Origin of the sequence: Bacillus sp. EKM501B, from assembly GCF_011800505.1 — a bacterium.
GTDB classification, from domain to species: domain Bacteria; phylum Bacillota; class Bacilli; order Bacillales; family Bacillaceae_G; genus Bacillus_A; species Bacillus_A cereus.
The window spans coordinates 451,674-466,725 of the sequence record NZ_JAALFZ010000002.1; the positions used below are offsets into that span (position 1 = coordinate 451,674).

Consider the following 15,052-nt stretch of genomic DNA (forward strand, 5'->3'; position numbering starts at 1 on the left):
ATCTTTTTCTATTCTAGCATAAAACAAACGAGAAGTTAACCTTCTGGTTCAGTTTGGTTTTGCGCGTTCTCTTGCGTTACAACACTTGTTTTACTCGCATTTCCCTCATCATATTTGACATTTTTAACTGCAAAATAAATAAGAAAATGTCCAGCACCTAAAATACATAATAAGTAAGGTAAACTTTTTTCAGGTGGAAAGAATAGTACAGCACATAAAAAACTTAAAATGGAACAGATTCTTCCGGCGTTTAACCATAACTCCCGAACAACGACATATTCCACACGCCATTCTCTCGCATTTTTCGCTCTACCAATTACGTCATATGTCATTGATCCGTACGGAACAAGTAAAATAGGATATGCAATCGCAATACATGCCGCATAAATAAGTAATTTCGTGTATGTAACATTGAAAATAACTAAAAAGACGACAGCATATAAAATAATGCCCCCAAGTAAAATTGCTTTTTTTCGCCACTCCTTCTTTAACATACGAGCAACTAAGTAATAACATACAAAGGATACAGCAGAGTTCACTAAACTGTATTTCCCTAATGCGAACTCACTATTAGTTGCTAAATAAACATATACTGAAATGACAAAAATAAACGTCCCTTCTCTCAATCCTTGGAAAAAATGAGCTCGTGTAATCTTTCCCCAATTTTTATCAATCCGTCGTTCTTTCAATACTTGCACGATTTCATAACGCCCTTCACATTCTCTTTTAGATAAAAAGAAGCTTAAGACGACAGCAATTGCAAATAGAACTAATGAAAGAAAGAATATAACAGTATAGCCACTCCATTTCTCCATACGTGAAATTGTGTATCCTGCTGCTATTGGTCCAATCATCCCAGAGAAGGATGTAAGAAGTCCAAGAAACCCATTAAAGAAATCTCTTGTTTCTGGTTCTGTAATTTCAAATGTCAATAAGTTAAAAGCCAACCAGTAAAAACCGTATCCTACTCCTAAAAGAGCCCCCATTAATAGAATATACTGAGAAGCACTTTTCCCTGCTACTAAGACAACGATAAAAAAAATTGCGAGCGTTCCTACCCCTATTCGTAATAAAATCGAGCGATCGATACGTTTCGCTAATTTCCCCCCTACAAGAAATGTGAGAGGCTGTAATACCACGCTGGCTAAATTATACAAGCCAAGATTCACATAATTTTGTGTTTGTTTCCATAAATAAATATTTACAAACGTATTCGATAAAGAAATTGCGAGCGTGTATAAACCTCCTATAAGGAGCAATAACACTAAATCCCGATTCACTTCAACGTCACCAATTATATGTTTCCATTTCATACACAACTCTCCTTTACTTCATGTTCTAGTCTTCCAAAGACAAGCCCAATTATGTAAAAGGAAAGCATAGAAAAAAGCTAGGGGCTCTCCCCTAGCTTTTTCTATATTTGTTACAATTATTTTGCTTCTTGGTAACGTTTTTCAGCAGCGTTCCAATCTACAACGTTCCAGAATGCACCGATGTAGTCTGGACGACGGTTTTGGTAGTTTAAGTAGTAAGCATGCTCCCAAACATCTAAACCGATAACTGGCGTTTTACCTTCAGTTAAAGGAGAATCTTGGTTTGGAGTGCTTGTTACTTCTAACTCACCATTGTTTACTACTAACCAAGCCCAACCAGAACCGAAGCGAGTTGCGCCAGCTTTTGCGAATTCTTCTTTGAATGCATCGAAGCTACCGAATTTTGCTTCAATTGCAGTTGCAAGTTCACCTACAGGTTGTCCTCCGCCGTTTGGAGATAGGATTGTCCAGAAGAATGTATGGTTAGCATGTCCGCCACCATTGTTACGTACTGCTGTACGGATTGCTTCTGGTACTTCGTTTAAGTTTGCAACTAATTCTTCTACGCTTTTGTCAGCTAATTCTGCATGACCTTCTAAAGCAGCGTTTAAGTTTGTAATGTACGTGTTGTGATGTTTTGTATGATGGATGTTCATTGTTTCTTTGTCAAAGTGAGGCTCTAAAGCATCATACGCATAAGGTAAATTTGGTAATTCGTGTTTTGCCATTGTTATATTCCTCCCAGTTTATGTATTGCCACTTAAGTGACATACAACTTCATTCTACCCTAATTGCCATAGGGTGCAAACAAATAAATCACATTGTCTTGCTATCATTAAAGTAGCAAAATTCCCACTTCTTTTCAATTAAAATGCTCATATATTCCGTAAAAAAAGCTTCCTTCTACAAGGAAGCTTCCTGCTAACATAATAAACATGTGAAATGGATATGGACCCTGTAGGACTCGAACCTACGACCGGACGGTTATGAGCCGTCTGCTCTAACCAGCTGAGCTAAGGGTCCACAATTATGTATGTAACAACATATCAAATAAAGGAATTCCTATCGGATATGCTCTTTAAGAAATGTAAGATAAATTTACCATATAGAAAAGAAAAGTGTCAATTGTATTTTTCTTATTTAAAAGAAGAAAGTTAATAAAAGAAATTTAGTTATCTCCACTATATGTAAATATAATATATCTTGAGATTCTCTAGATTACTACGTTACAATGATTTTATACATACATAAAGGAAGTGAATCTATGTCCATATTTACCCAATTCGTAAAAAGCATATACTCGCCTAAAGATATGGCGCTATTCCGTTTTCAAAAAATCGGTAAAACCATTTTGTATATTATGCTACTTTGCTTAATTACTACTATTCCAAGAACTTTTTTGTACGGTAGTTTTATCCAAGATGGTGTAAGCATGGTAAATCAAGTCATCGATAAAGATTTACCTGATTTTAAAATTGAAAATGGCGAACTAAAAGCCGATATTGATCAACCTATTGAAAAAGAAGAAGGAAATGCACTTTTCGTATTTGATCCAAATTCAACAGACCTAGAAAAATATCAAAATAAAACAGGTTTATTTGTTTTAAAAGATAAAGTAGTCTCTATGGGAAATGGTCAAATACAAACGTATTCTTATAACGATTTGTTAGGTGCATCTCTTGAGAAAAAAGATCTACAAGAATTTATTTCTTTATTCGATAATATTTATCCAATTTTATTATTTGTTATTGGATTCTTAGTGTACCTATTCCAATTATTCATCACTTTTGTAGGTGTGACTTTACTTGCGTTCATCGGTTCTGCTATGAGCGGTCAACGTAAACTATCCTATAAACAAGTTTGGACACTAACTGCATACAGCTACACAATCCCAACAATCTTCTTTATGATTATGGATGCATGTAAGATTGTCGTACCTGGATCAACATTCATCTATATCGCAGTTGTTTTAATTGTTCTGTACTTAACGATTAAAGAAGTTCCAAAACCGAAAGAAAAATAAGAACAAAAAAAAATGCCTAAATAGGCATTTTTTTTTTGGACAAGCATATATTCCTAGCAAAGGAGTGAAGAATATGAAGAGATTAGGTATATTCCTATTCGTGCTTGTTCTCGGTTATATATTTTATTACGATATAAAAATCGGTACTTTACCGATGTTAAGTTCATATAAAAAAACAACTGCTGCTCAAACGATTAAAAAAGAAAACACAGACATTCAACAAAATAAAGAGAACAAAACAGAAAAAGAAACGGATGTATCTTATAAAACAATTGAAGTAAAAACTGGTGAGACAGTTCTTTCTATTACAGAACAAATTAACAAGAAAAAAATTCCTTCCATAGAAAAAGTCATTGACGACTTTAAACAATTAAACAAAAGTACATCTGCTACAAAAATACAAATTGGAAAGTCTTATAAATTCCCCTTATATCAATAAGCTATCACTTAATCCTTGTCAATTACATAAAGGCGCTGATACAATAGTAAAAGTGAAACCGAGTACTTCGGTTTCTATAGCCCTATATCACGTATACTATCATTGATATGAGGGACTAAATAAGAAACTTCTTTTATAAGGAGAGCGATCTATTCGTGAATGAAATGACTCATCGTACAAAAACACGTCCAGTTAAAGTCGGTAATTTAACAATCGGCGGTAATAATGAATTAATTATACAAAGTATGACAACAACAAAAACACATGATGTTGAAGCAACAGTTGCTGAAATTAAGCGTTTAGAAGAAGCCGGCTGTCAAGTCGTCCGCGTTGCCGTTCCAGATGAACGCGCAGCAGATGCTATTGCTGATATAAAAAAACAAATCAACATTCCACTTGTTGCTGATATTCATTTTGATTATCGCCTTGCTTTAAAAGCAATTGAAGGCGGCATTGATAAAGTACGTATCAATCCAGGTAACATTGGTCGTCGCCATAAAGTAGAAGCTGTTGTAAATGCAGCAAAAGAGCGCGGTATTCCAATCCGTATTGGTGTAAACGCTGGTTCATTAGAGCGTCATATTTTAGAAAAGTACGGGTACCCAACTGCAGATGGTATGGTTGAGAGCGCGCTACATCATATTAAAATTTTAGAGGACCTAGATTTCCACGATATTATCGTATCTATGAAAGCCTCTGATGTTAACTTAGCAATTGAAGCATACGAGAAAGCTGCTCGTGCTTTTGATTATCCATTACATTTAGGTATTACAGAATCTGGAACATTGTTTGCCGGAACTGTAAAAAGTGCTGCTGGTCTTGGAGCAATCTTAAATAAAGGCATCGGAAATACACTACGTATTTCATTAAGTGCTGATCCAGTTGAAGAAGTAAAAGTTGCTCGTGAACTATTAAAATCATTCGGTCTTGCGTCTAACGCAGCAACACTTATCTCTTGTCCAACTTGTGGTCGTATTGAAATTGATTTAATTAGCATCGCTAACGAAGTGGAAGAATACATCTCTACACTTCAAGTACCAATTAAAGTTGCAGTACTTGGTTGCGCTGTAAATGGCCCTGGTGAAGCTCGTGAAGCTGATATCGGTATTGCCGGTGCACGTGGAGAGGGATTATTATTCCGTAAAGGGCAAGTCGTTCGTAAAGTACCAGAAGAAACAATGGTAGAAGAACTGAAAAAAGAAATCGACGTAATTGCTGCTGAAATGGCTGCTGAACGAGAAAAAGAAAAAGAGACACAAGAACAATAAAAAGAAGGTTGCCACAACATTTGTGAGCAACCTTCTTTTCTACGTAAAAAAGCTCGTCAGTTATATAACCGACGAGCTTTTACTTTGCACATTTTGGACAACGACCATATATTTCAAACTTATGCCCCGTTACTTCATAACCGGTAAAATCTTTATTCATAAAATCCATTGGGCAGGAAGTAATCTCTTTCGTTCCCCCACAATCCAAACAAATAAAATGATGATGATGTTCCATAATAGAACAAGTAAAACGAAAATGTTTTTCACCATTTAATTCCGTTTGTTCTAAAACACCAATCTCAGCAAAAACTGTTAAGTTACGATAAATCGTATCAAAACTAAGCCCCGGATAATCGTCCTTCATATGCTCTAAAACGTCTTTCGCAGTTAAATAACGATTATGTGCTGCAAATAATCTGAGCATCTCTTCTCTTTTTCCAGTATGTTTGTATCCTTTTTCTTTCATTAGGCGTAAAGCTTCTGTTAGATTCATACCTATCCCTACTTTATGCAGTTTTTTTCTTCTTCCATAAAATCGCACCGATTAAAATAAGAACTGCTATCATAACAATTGTACCACCTGGCGCTAGATCAAGTTGATACGAAGCAAACATTCCACCAATTACTGCAATTTCACCAAATAAAATGGAAAAGAAAATTGTTTGTTTAAATCCTTTAGCAATACGAATACTTGCTGCAACTGGTAACGTCATTAATGATGATACAAGAAGAACCCCCACTACACGCATTGATACTGCAATGACAAGAGCAACTAATATAATGAAAATAAAGTGAATCCATTTCGCTCTTAAACCAGTTGATACTGCGTATTCCTCATCAAATGATAATAGAAACAGCTCTTTATATAATAAAATAATTGTCGCAACAACAACAATTGCTACAATCCCAATAATAATTAAATCTGTACTTGTTACAGCACTGACACTACCAAATAAATAACTAAATAAGTCTGTGTTAAATCCATTTGCAAGTGAAATGAAAATAACTCCAACCCCCATCCCTGCCGAAAGGATAATTGGAATTGCTAATTCTTGATAGTGCTTATATACAGTTCGTAACTTTTCGATTAGTAGCGCTCCACCAATCGAGAAAATCATCCCCATATATAAGGGGTTTAAAAACCCACCTGTAAAAATGGTTTTTTCAAGTAATAAACTTGCTGCAATACCCGATAACGTCACGTGACTTAATGCATCCGCAATAAGAGATAAACGACGAATAACAACAAACACACCAATTAACGGTGCAACAAGTCCAATTAAAATACCTGCGTATAAAGAATTACGTAAAAAGTCATATTGTAAAAAATCTTGTATCATTATATCCTCCCGTGATGCTCATGTTCGTGTTCTAAACGATGAACATGATGTCCATATAAGACGGACATTTCTGCATCTTCTAACTCTCGGAACTTCTCTACATTCCCATGGAAATGTAGATGTTGGTTTAGGCATGCAACATGTGTTACTTTTTCAGTAACAGCTCCCATATCATGAGTAACAAGAATTAATGTGATCCCGAGCCTTTTGTTTAAATCCTCTAATATTTCGTAAAAACTTTCCACATTTTTCACATCGATTCCAACAGTAGGCTCGTCCAAAATAAGCAATTCAGGATCACTAACGAGCGCACGAGCAATAAATACACGCTGTTGCTGTCCACCAGAAAGCTCTCCAATGTTACGACCTTGAAACTCACTCATCCCTACATCAGCAATTGCTTTTTCTACCTTTTTCTTATCCTCTTTTGTGAAAAAGCGAAAAAGCCCTTTTTTCGAAACAAGTCCCATTGACACAACTTCAGAAACAGTTGCTGGAAAACCAGAATTGAAACTATTTGCCTTTTGGGATACATAACCAACTTTGTTCCATTCCTTAAACTTCTTACTATCAACGCCAAACACGCGAATACTTCCTTCTTTTGGCTTTAAAACACCTAATAAACACTTAAGTAAAGTTGATTTACCTGAACCATTCGGTCCCACTAAACCTAAAAAAGCTCCCTTCGGAACTTGCAAATTAATATTTTCTAACACATTCCGATCTTCGTATCGGAATGTTAAACCTTCAATTTCTAATATATTATTCATAGCATCTCACCTATTTTAATTCAGAATGATTCCGATTTATATCTATTTGAATTATAGTACAGCTTATTATAGTTGTAAACCAATCTGCCTAAAATATATCTATTTTTTCAAGAAACCTTACTATTATAACAAAAAGCAGAGAAAAATTCTCTGCTTTCGAAAAATATTCCTATAAACTTTTTAGTGAATAGCCGATTTAAACTTACCACCATTTGTCTCTTGCGTGCTCATAATCGTAACAAACGCATTTTCATCAATTTCATGCACAATTGATTTTAACTTCGTCACTTCTAGACGCGTTACAACTGCATAAATAACTTCTTTTTCTTTATCCGTGTAACCACCTTTCGCTACAAGCTTTGTAGTTCCACGGCCAAGACGATGCAAAATCGCGTTTGATACTTCCTCATATTGATCAGATACAATTAAAACCGCCTTCGTTTCATCTAGCCCTTGAATTACTGTATCGATCGTTTTAAATGCGATATAGTACGTCATAACAGAATACATCGCTTGTTCCACACCAAACACAAATGCTGCCCATGCAAAAATAAATAAGTTCACAAACATTACGAATTCACCAACAGAGAACGGTAATTTCTTCGTTAATAAAATCCCCATAATTTCAGTTCCATCTAGCGATCCACCATGACGAATTACAAGTCCTACACCAAGACCTAAAATAAGACCACCAAACACTGTCGCTAAAATAGGTTCTGTTGTAAATGGTGGTACCGCATGTAACGTTGACTCAATGAAAGCTAATGCTACAATACCAAATGTCGAAGATAACATAAATGTTTTTCCAATTTGCTTATAACCGGAATACATAAATGGGATATTGAGAACAACGACTAAAGTAGAAAAACTTAACCACCAAATGTTAGGAGTAAGATAATCTAATATAAGAGAAATACCAATAATTCCACCATCAATAATTTTATTTGGCATTAAAAATAGTTCAATTGCTACCGCCGCGCATGCTGCTCCAAAAATAATCATAACTAAACGATAAATGAGATGAATAACACTTTCTTTTCGATGTTGCTTTTGCTCCATAAGTCCTCCCTTTACTCTTTTTCTGTAGTTTTGTCCTTATATTATAACATACGCTTCTTTTCCTCATGAAAAAAGAAACTCCATACGAATATGTACAAGCTATATGCTCATATATTTCGATAGAAGAACGCGTGAAGGAGGATAATAAGATGAACCTCATTAAACAAATTGTTAATAAAAAATTAAATCATATTTCTACAAAAGAGTTATTAAAATATAGCAAAGAATATGAAGTTCCCATTACAGCCGCACAAGCTGATCAAATCGTTTTACTTATGAAGGGTAAAAATATTAATATTTACGATAACAACGAGCGACTAGAGCTCTTAAAACAAATCGCAAAAGTAACTTCCCCTGCCACTGCCCAACAAGTAAATACATTATTTCAGCAACTACTAAAATAAGGAGGGGATTTCCCCCTCCTTATTGCGCTTTAATTTTTTCAAGAAGCCCTTCATCAAAAGTGCCGTTTTTCAGCATTTCGATTTCCAATTTGTATGGTGGCTTCTTATCTTTTTTATCTTCCCCTACATACGGTGTTTCAAGAATTTTTGGTACATGCATTAACTGTGGATGATGTACAATGTGATGCAATGCTTTATACCCAATGTGACCAAATCCAATGTTTTCATGACGGTCTTTTCCTGCTCCGCGTACATTTTTACTATCATTAATATGAAGTACTTGTAAACGATCTATACCAACGATCTTATCAAATTCGTTTAATACGCCGTCAAAGTCATTTACAATATCATATCCTGCATCGTGCGTATGACACGTATCAAAGCATACAGATAGCTTTTCATTATATTTTACACCATCAATAATTTTTGCAATTTCTTCAAAGCTACGACCGCATTCTGTTCCTTTTCCTGCCATCGTCTCTAACGCAATGTTAACCGTCTGTTCTGGCGTTAATACTTCATTAAGCCCTTTAATAATTTGTTGAATACCAGCATCTGCTCCAGCACCAACGTGCGCTCCTGGGTGAAGAACAATTTGTTTCGCTACACCTAATGCCGATGTTCTTTCAATTTCCATGCGAAGAAAGTCTACGCCTAATTGGAATGTTTCTGGCTTCGTCGTATTCCCAACATTAATAATATACGGCGCATGGACGATAATTTCCTCAATTCCGTTCAGCTCCATATGTTTTCTTCCTGCTTCTATGTTCAATTCTTCAATTGGTTTTCTTCGTGTATTTTGCGGTGCACCTGTATAAATCATAAACGTTGTTGCACCGTATGAAACAGCCTCTTCACTTGCTGCTAATAACATTTTCTTACCACTCATGGAAACATGAGATCCAATCTTTAACATACAATCACCTCTTCAATATACAATAGATATAATGATAGCATAATTTGTAGAAATATGTAGTGAATTGTTTGTTCACAAAAGACGCACTACACAAATTTATATGACTATTTATACAAACTATACTTTTCATTTAAATTAGCTGGATTAAGTGGAACTTTAATCAATACTTTTCTATCCATATTGATTACACCCCCCACAAATAGCGGGATAAAAAAAAGATAAGGGAAACCCCTTATCTTTTTTTATTGCCATATTTTTTCTTCACTTTGTCACGTTCTGTTGCAAGTTTACGTTTATAGTTTGGTTTTACTTTTTTCGGTTTTTTAATAACTTTCGTCGCCATAACATCAAGTTCGTCATTTGGTTTTTTACGGCTCTTACGACGACGACGCTCACCTAAATCGGCCCACTCATCTCCGCGTAAATCTACATGCTTGAACTCAATATGACGTTGTTTTTCTAAACTATCTAATGCTTCTTCGTTTGCTGGATCATATATCGTCACTGCAATACCAGAATGCCCCGCACGTGCTGTTCTTCCAACGCGGTGAACGAAGAAATCTAAATCTGATGGTAGCTCATAGTTAATAACATGGCTAATCCCTTCAATATCAATACCACGTGCTGCTAAATCAGTCGCAACAATATATTGGAATTCAAGGTCACGAATTTGTTTCATCATTTTTTTACGATCACGTGGTGATAAATCCCCGTGAATTCGTCCAACTTTTAAGCCGCGTTCCATTAATCCATCAGCAACTTGGTCTGCCATCTTTTTCGTATTCGTGAAAACAACTGCTAAATACGGTTTAAATTGAAGTAGCATTTTATGCACTAAATCAATTTTATTACGATGTTTAGAAGGCACTAAATAGTGTTCAATGTTTCCAGCTGCAACTTGTTTTGGATTGATATGAATATGCTCTGGATTCTCCATATACTTCTTCAGAAACGGTTTTAGTTTTTGAGGAATTGTTGCAGAGAAAACTAACATTTGCAAGTTTTTAGGCATGCGTGCTGCAATTTTATCTACATCATGAATGAATCCCATATCAAGCATTAAGTCTGCTTCATCGACAATAATCGTATTTGCTTTATGAACAAATAATGCTTGCTCTTCTACTAAATCTTTAATACGTCCTGGTGTTCCAACTACGATATGAGGTTGTTTTTTCAACTTTTCAATTGAGCGTTGTTTATCAGTTCCACCAATTAAACAACGTGCTGTAATCATTTGGTCTTCCGCACAAAACTTTGTTAATTTCACGATTTCTTCGTAAATTTGTTGTGCTAACTCACGAGTAGGCGCTGTAATAACAAGTTGTACTTCTTCACGACTTGCATTAATTCTGTTTAATGTAGGAAGTAAGTATGCATGTGTTTTCCCAGAACCTGTTTGGGATTGTCCAATTACACTTACACCTTTTTTCACGACCGGGAAAATTTTCTGCTGAATTCCTGTCGGCTCTGTAAAGCGTAGTTCACGAACTGCATCTATTAAAAATGGTTTAAAATCATACTGTGTAAAAGTTTGTTGTGTCATAAGTTACACCTTCTTTCTAAAATTTCTACTGCGCGCACAAATCAGTCAAGTCTACATTATATCGAAATCTACAAGTAAAATCCATCTTTAGTTTAGGTTTTCACTTCAAAAACTAACCTTCTTCCCTTTTATTGCATATTGTATGTGTATATACCTAACTGAAGAAAGGAGGATTTCTCACATGTTTCCGAAATCCCCTACAAGGCAAATGTATCCGAATCCAGGGCAACAACCTTATACACCATATCCAATTCCACAACTACCACCAATGGCACAAAAAAAGAAAGGTTTTCTTGCTAAGCTTTTTAAAAAACACGATCCAACCGAGCCTTTTATGCAAATGGTTCCACCTTACCGACAAATGGAAGGGCAACCGATGATGCATCAGCAACCACCACCGCCACAATATCAACAGCAATATCAGCAGCAATACCACCAACAATATCAGCAGCAACATCCACAATATCAACCATACATGCAGCAACACCCTGAGCAAATGATACCGCCTCAAATGTATGAATCAAATGAAACGCGCGGCGGCGCAACTACAGCTGCGGCAACAGCAAGCAGTGGCATCGGCAGTTTCTTTTCGAACTTAATTTCGAATCCCACTAATATGATAAACAACATCGAAAAAGTATCTCAAGTCGTTCAATCTGTAGGTCCTGTCGTCGAACAGTATGGTCCTATTATGCGTAGTCTACCAAGCATTGTTAAAATCCTCACCTCTGGAAAAAGTACGGAAGAAAATCAAACGGAAAATGTAACAGAGCCAGTTGAGGTAGAAAGTCCGCCTCCTGCACCTCAAAAAAAGAAACGAAAACGAAAGAAAATAGTGATTGAACCTGTAATAGAAAAAGAGTTACCGAAAGAACCAGTTCAACAAACAGCAACAAAACCAAAACTATATGTGTAACAATCCTTTGTTTTCTATCCACTCCTCCTTTATAATGTAAAAGACTATGCACAAAAGTATCCCTTGTTTAGAAGGAGAGGATTACTCATATGAAAATTGTTAAAATTTCCCCTCGTGGTTATTGCTACGGTGTTGTCGATGCAATGGTAATTGCACGTAATGCTGCATTAGATAAATCATTGCCGAGACCCATTTATATTTTAGGTATGATTGTTCACAATAAACATGTTACAGACGCTTTTGAAGAAGATGGAATCATCACATTAGACGGTCCAAGTCGCTTAGAAATTTTAGATAAAATTGATTCTGGTACTGTTATTTTCACAGCACACGGTGTTTCTCCAGAAGTTAAACAACGCGCAAAAGAAAAAGGTTTAACAACAATCGATGCCACTTGCCCAGATGTTACCAAGACGCATGACCTTATCGAAGCTAAGAAAGCGGAAGGGTATCATGTCATTTATATCGGTAAAAAAAATCATCCAGAGCCAGAAGGCGCAGTTGGTATTGCACCTGACATCGTTCACCTTATCGAAAGAGCCGATGATTTAAAAACATTAGAAATCCCAACAGATAAAATTTTAGTAACAAATCAAACAACGATGAGTCAATGGGATGTTCAACATTTAATGGAGGACATTCAAAAAAAATTCCCAACAGCAGAATTCCATAAAGAAATTTGTTTAGCTACTCAAGTTCGCCAAGAAGCTGTCGCTAAACAAGCTGATGTTGCAGACTTAACAATTGTTGTTGGTGATCCGAAAAGTAACAATTCAAATCGCTTAGCACAAGTATCACAAGAAATCGCGGGTACAAAAGCATATCGAGTTGCTGATGTAAGCGAAATTCAATTAGAGTGGCTACAAGGTGTAGAAAACGTAGCTGTTACAGCAGGTGCTTCTACTCCAACGCCAATTACGAAAGAAGTTATCGCTTTCTTAGAGCAATATGACCCAATGAATCCCGCTACATGGGAAAGAGTTCGAAAAGTACCGTTACAAAAAATATTACCTCGCGTGAAAGTGAAAAAAGAACAATAATAAAAACCGTTGCTTACATGAGCAACGGTTTTTATTTTTCTTATACAAATATAAATGGATCTGTATGTAACTGCGAAGCATGAATGTGTACATTGAGTTTCTTTGCATCCACTTTTTCTTGTAATTGCTTTTGCACACCTTGTTTCATTACTTTTTCAACATTATGTCCTGGGTCAACTATATTTAAACCGAGCATCATCGCATCATGAGCAACATGATAGTACATGTCACCAGTTACATATACATCTGCTCCTTTAAATTTCGCTTGGTTTATATATTTATTACCATCTCCACCAAGTACAGCTACTTTACGCACTTTATCATCTAACTTACCGACAACTCTTGCGCCCTTCACGTCTAATGATTGTTTCACATGTTCTGCAAATTGGCCAAGCGTCATTTCTTCTTGTAAGTATCCTATTTTTCCTAGGCCTAACGTTTCACCTTTATTATCAAGCGGATACACATCGTACGCTACTTCTTCATAAGGGTGCGCCGTTACCATTGCTTTAATCACTTTCCGCTGTAAGGAAGCTGGAATAATCGTTTCGATTCGCACTTCTTCTACACGTTCTAACTGTCCAGTTTCCCCGATATAAGGATTTGTCCCCTCTTGAGGTACAAATGTGCCTGTACCCTCGCTACTAAACGTACAGTGGCTATAATTGCCGATATGACCAGCACCTGCGTCTCCTAATGCTTTCCTTACTTCTTCTGCATGAGTGACTGGCACAAACACAACAACTTTTTTCATTTCTTCTGCATATGTCGGTGCCAAAACTTCTGTATTTTGCAATCCTAACGCCTCAGCAAGTAAATCGTTTACCCCGCCCTTAGCAACATCCACATTTGTATGCGCTGCATAGATTGCAATATCATTTTTAATACACTTTTCAATAATTTTCCCATACACCTTATCTGTATGAATCGCTTTTAACGGGTTAAAAATTAAAGGATGATGAGCAATAATGACATTTGCCCCTAATTGAATTGCTTCATCCACAACTTCTTCCGTTACATCTAGCGCAATCAATACGTGCTGCACGGGTTTATTAAGCGCTCCAATCTGCAGACCAATCTTATCTCCTTCCATTGCCAAATGCTTCGGATACATACTTTCAAATAAAGAAATAATTTCATGGCCGTTTGGAATTTTACTCATGATAAAACCTCCCCTATCATTTTCATTTTCGCTTCTACTTCCCCACGCTTCGCTTTTGTTTCTTCAGAATCAGCCGCACGTTCTAACTGTTTTAAAATATTTTGGAAGTTTTTTAATTCTCCTTCCCATTTTTCAACGAAGGCTTCACTTTTTTCTGTTATTAAAAATGGTCCCATAAACAATTCAGCTTGTTTATTTTCAGAGTAAGGCGCTACAACATTTCCGCGCTCCCCTACTAAAATTTCGTAAATTTTCCCATCTTCTTTTACGATTTTTTCATGGATAAGCTCCCAACCATTCTCAATAAACCATTCACGAATATGATGCGCTGCAATATTAGGCTGTAAAATTAAACGTGTTACACCTTCTAATTTTTCTTTACCACTTTCTAAAATGTCACGAATTAACGCTCCGCCCATTCCGGCAACCGTAATTACATCTACTTCTCCTGGTGCGATAACAGCTAATCCATTCCCTTTACGCACATCTACTTTATCTTGTAAACCACTTTCAGCTACAGTTGCTTGCGCAGAGCGAAATGGTCCATCTACAACCTCTCCTGCAACTGCTTTTGTAGCAATATTATTTATAATTGTATAACACGGTAAATACGCATGATCCGATCCAATATCAGCAACTGTAGATCCTACTGGTATTTCACGTACAACTTCTTCTAATCGTTTTGAAAGCTTTACTTCATTCATGTATTTCCATTACTCCTTCTCTTGTCAGTCTGTCTCCATGATAATGAATTTATAGTAGTTGTTGCAAGCCCATAACAACAATTCACCGCTCTATCATTCATCGTATTTTAGAAAATATAGAAAAACAAGCCCTTTGCATAAGCAAAAGGCTTGTC

The 15,052-nt window shown here is 36.1% G+C and carries 16 protein-coding genes and 1 tRNA gene; 6 read left to right on the forward strand and 11 right to left on the reverse strand.

Annotated elements, in window-relative coordinates; translation table 11 throughout:
• Positions 1–35 precede the first annotated feature (35 nt).
• The 3 genes from HFD78_RS07140 to HFD78_RS07150 form a co-directional block, all read right to left on the reverse strand.
• A complete protein-coding gene (locus tag HFD78_RS07140) occupies positions 36–1,313 on the reverse strand; it encodes an MFS transporter (protein WP_000871385.1) in 1,278 nt (425 codons plus the stop codon).
• 116 nt (positions 1,314–1,429) lie between these two features.
• Complete coding sequence (gene sodA, locus HFD78_RS07145) at positions 1,430–2,041, reverse strand: superoxide dismutase [Mn] (RefSeq protein ID WP_001052031.1); 612 nt, start codon at positions 2,039–2,041, stop codon at positions 1,430–1,432.
• Positions 2,042–2,262: 221 nt separating this feature from the next.
• Positions 2,263–2,336, reverse strand: a tRNA-Ile gene (locus HFD78_RS07150).
• Positions 2,337–2,577: 241 nt separating this feature from the next.
• Here HFD78_RS07150 and yqgB point away from each other — a divergent pair.
• The 3 genes from yqgB (at position 2,578) to ispG (ending at position 5,043) form a co-directional block, all read left to right on the forward strand.
• The gene (gene yqgB / locus HFD78_RS07155) at positions 2,578–3,336 is read left to right on the forward strand and encodes a protein YqgB (protein WP_000021899.1); all 759 of its coding nucleotides are present in this window, start codon (positions 2,578–2,580) and stop codon (positions 3,334–3,336) included.
• A gap of 73 nt (positions 3,337–3,409) precedes the next feature.
• On the forward strand, positions 3,410–3,775 hold the full coding sequence (gene yqfZ / locus HFD78_RS07160) for a protein YqfZ (RefSeq protein WP_033668350.1): 366 nt from the start codon (positions 3,410–3,412) through the stop codon (positions 3,773–3,775).
• 164 nt (positions 3,776–3,939) lie between these two features.
• Positions 3,940–5,043: a flavodoxin-dependent (E)-4-hydroxy-3-methylbut-2-enyl-diphosphate synthase gene (ispG, locus tag HFD78_RS07165; RefSeq protein ID WP_153577907.1), complete on the forward strand. Its 1,104-nt coding sequence runs from the start codon at positions 3,940–3,942 to the stop codon at positions 5,041–5,043.
• A gap of 79 nt (positions 5,044–5,122) precedes the next feature.
• Here ispG and HFD78_RS07170 read toward each other — a convergent pair whose 3' ends face one another.
• The 4 genes from HFD78_RS07170 to HFD78_RS07185 all read right to left on the reverse strand — a co-directional run bounded on the left by HFD78_RS07170 (position 5,123) and on the right by HFD78_RS07185 (position 8,212).
• The gene (locus HFD78_RS07170; RefSeq protein WP_001054516.1) at positions 5,123–5,536 is read right to left on the reverse strand and encodes a Fur family transcriptional regulator; all 414 of its coding nucleotides are present in this window, start codon (positions 5,534–5,536) and stop codon (positions 5,123–5,125) included.
• Between the two features lie 13 nt (positions 5,537–5,549).
• The gene (locus HFD78_RS07175; protein WP_000613815.1) at positions 5,550–6,383 is read right to left on the reverse strand and encodes a metal ABC transporter permease; all 834 of its coding nucleotides are present in this window, start codon (positions 6,381–6,383) and stop codon (positions 5,550–5,552) included.
• Complete coding sequence (locus tag HFD78_RS07180; RefSeq protein WP_001059662.1) at positions 6,383–7,153, reverse strand: metal ABC transporter ATP-binding protein; 771 nt, start codon at positions 7,151–7,153, stop codon at positions 6,383–6,385. Before HFD78_RS07180 ends, HFD78_RS07175 begins: the two co-directional genes overlap by 1 nt.
• A gap of 180 nt (positions 7,154–7,333) precedes the next feature.
• Positions 7,334–8,212 carry a YitT family protein gene (locus HFD78_RS07185; RefSeq protein ID WP_000435963.1) on the reverse strand — a complete coding sequence of 293 codons (879 nt, stop codon included), beginning with the start codon at positions 8,210–8,212 and terminating at the stop codon, positions 7,334–7,336.
• Positions 8,213–8,361: 149 nt separating this feature from the next.
• Here HFD78_RS07185 and HFD78_RS07190 point away from each other — a divergent pair, with 149 nt between their 5' ends.
• Positions 8,362–8,616 carry a DUF2624 domain-containing protein gene (locus HFD78_RS07190; protein ID WP_001048954.1) on the forward strand — a complete coding sequence of 85 codons (255 nt, stop codon included), beginning with the start codon at positions 8,362–8,364 and terminating at the stop codon, positions 8,614–8,616.
• A gap of 19 nt (positions 8,617–8,635) precedes the next feature.
• Here the strand turns inward: HFD78_RS07190 and HFD78_RS07195 are convergent, their stop codons facing one another.
• Positions 8,636–9,532, reverse strand: a complete 897-nt coding sequence (locus HFD78_RS07195) for a deoxyribonuclease IV (protein WP_000912460.1) — start codon at positions 9,530–9,532, stop codon at positions 8,636–8,638.
• Between the two features lie 232 nt (positions 9,533–9,764).
• Positions 9,765–11,075, reverse strand: coding sequence for a DEAD/DEAH box helicase (locus HFD78_RS07200; RefSeq protein ID WP_000194015.1), 1,311 nt, complete (start codon positions 11,073–11,075; stop codon positions 9,765–9,767).
• A gap of 181 nt (positions 11,076–11,256) precedes the next feature.
• Between HFD78_RS07200 and vrrA the strand changes: the two genes are divergently transcribed.
• Together vrrA and HFD78_RS07210 are read left to right on the forward strand one after the other, a co-directional pair.
• Complete coding sequence (gene vrrA / locus HFD78_RS07205; protein ID WP_000484170.1) at positions 11,257–11,991, forward strand: VrrA/YqfQ family protein; 735 nt, start codon at positions 11,257–11,259, stop codon at positions 11,989–11,991.
• Between the two features lie 89 nt (positions 11,992–12,080).
• Positions 12,081–13,031, forward strand: a complete 951-nt coding sequence (locus HFD78_RS07210; protein ID WP_000706659.1) for a 4-hydroxy-3-methylbut-2-enyl diphosphate reductase — start codon at positions 12,081–12,083, stop codon at positions 13,029–13,031.
• Positions 13,032–13,071: 40 nt separating this feature from the next.
• On the opposite strand, the gene HFD78_RS07215 is transcribed toward HFD78_RS07210, so the two are convergent.
• Both HFD78_RS07215 and HFD78_RS07220 read right to left on the reverse strand, forming a co-directional pair.
• Positions 13,072–14,193 (reverse strand): Nif3-like dinuclear metal center hexameric protein, encoded by a 1,122-nt coding sequence (locus tag HFD78_RS07215; protein WP_000036233.1) that lies wholly within the window; start codon positions 14,191–14,193, stop codon positions 13,072–13,074.
• Positions 14,190–14,897, reverse strand: coding sequence for a tRNA (adenine(22)-N(1))-methyltransferase (locus HFD78_RS07220; protein WP_001006545.1), 708 nt, complete (start codon positions 14,895–14,897; stop codon positions 14,190–14,192). Before HFD78_RS07220 ends, HFD78_RS07215 begins: the two co-directional genes overlap by 4 nt.
• Positions 14,898–15,052: the final 155 nt, after the last annotated feature.

Bases quoted from the DNA above. Each gene is read 5' to 3' on its own strand.
- ispG (WP_153577907.1), top strand. From the start codon at position 3,940: ATGACTCATCGTACAAAAACACGTCCAGTTAAAGTCGGTAATTTAACA.
- HFD78_RS07200 (WP_000194015.1), bottom strand. From the start codon at position 11,075: ATGACACAACAAACTTTTACACAGTATGATTTTAAACCATTTTTAATA.
- HFD78_RS07220 (WP_001006545.1), bottom strand. From the start codon at position 14,897: ATGAATGAAGTAAAGCTTTCAAAACGATTAGAAGAAGTTGTACGTGAA.
- HFD78_RS07210 (WP_000706659.1), top strand. From the start codon at position 12,081: ATGAAAATTGTTAAAATTTCCCCTCGTGGTTATTGCTACGGTGTTGTC.
- HFD78_RS07170 (WP_001054516.1), bottom strand. From the start codon at position 5,536: ATGAATCTAACAGAAGCTTTACGCCTAATGAAAGAAAAAGGATACAAA.
- vrrA (WP_000484170.1), top strand. From the start codon at position 11,257: ATGTTTCCGAAATCCCCTACAAGGCAAATGTATCCGAATCCAGGGCAA.
- HFD78_RS07190 (WP_001048954.1), top strand. From the start codon at position 8,362: ATGAACCTCATTAAACAAATTGTTAATAAAAAATTAAATCATATTTCT.
- yqgB (WP_000021899.1), top strand. From the start codon at position 2,578: ATGTCCATATTTACCCAATTCGTAAAAAGCATATACTCGCCTAAAGAT.
- HFD78_RS07140 (WP_000871385.1), bottom strand. From the start codon at position 1,313: ATGAAATGGAAACATATAATTGGTGACGTTGAAGTGAATCGGGATTTA.
- HFD78_RS07180 (WP_001059662.1), bottom strand. From the start codon at position 7,153: ATGAATAATATATTAGAAATTGAAGGTTTAACATTCCGATACGAAGAT.
- HFD78_RS07215 (WP_000036233.1), bottom strand. From the start codon at position 14,193: ATGAGTAAAATTCCAAACGGCCATGAAATTATTTCTTTATTTGAAAGT.
- HFD78_RS07185 (WP_000435963.1), bottom strand. From the start codon at position 8,212: ATGGAGCAAAAGCAACATCGAAAAGAAAGTGTTATTCATCTCATTTAT.
- HFD78_RS07195 (WP_000912460.1), bottom strand. From the start codon at position 9,532: ATGTTAAAGATTGGATCTCATGTTTCCATGAGTGGTAAGAAAATGTTA.
- HFD78_RS07175 (WP_000613815.1), bottom strand. From the start codon at position 6,383: ATGATACAAGATTTTTTACAATATGACTTTTTACGTAATTCTTTATAC.
- yqfZ (WP_033668350.1), top strand. From the start codon at position 3,410: ATGAAGAGATTAGGTATATTCCTATTCGTGCTTGTTCTCGGTTATATA.
- sodA (WP_001052031.1), bottom strand. From the start codon at position 2,041: ATGGCAAAACACGAATTACCAAATTTACCTTATGCGTATGATGCTTTA.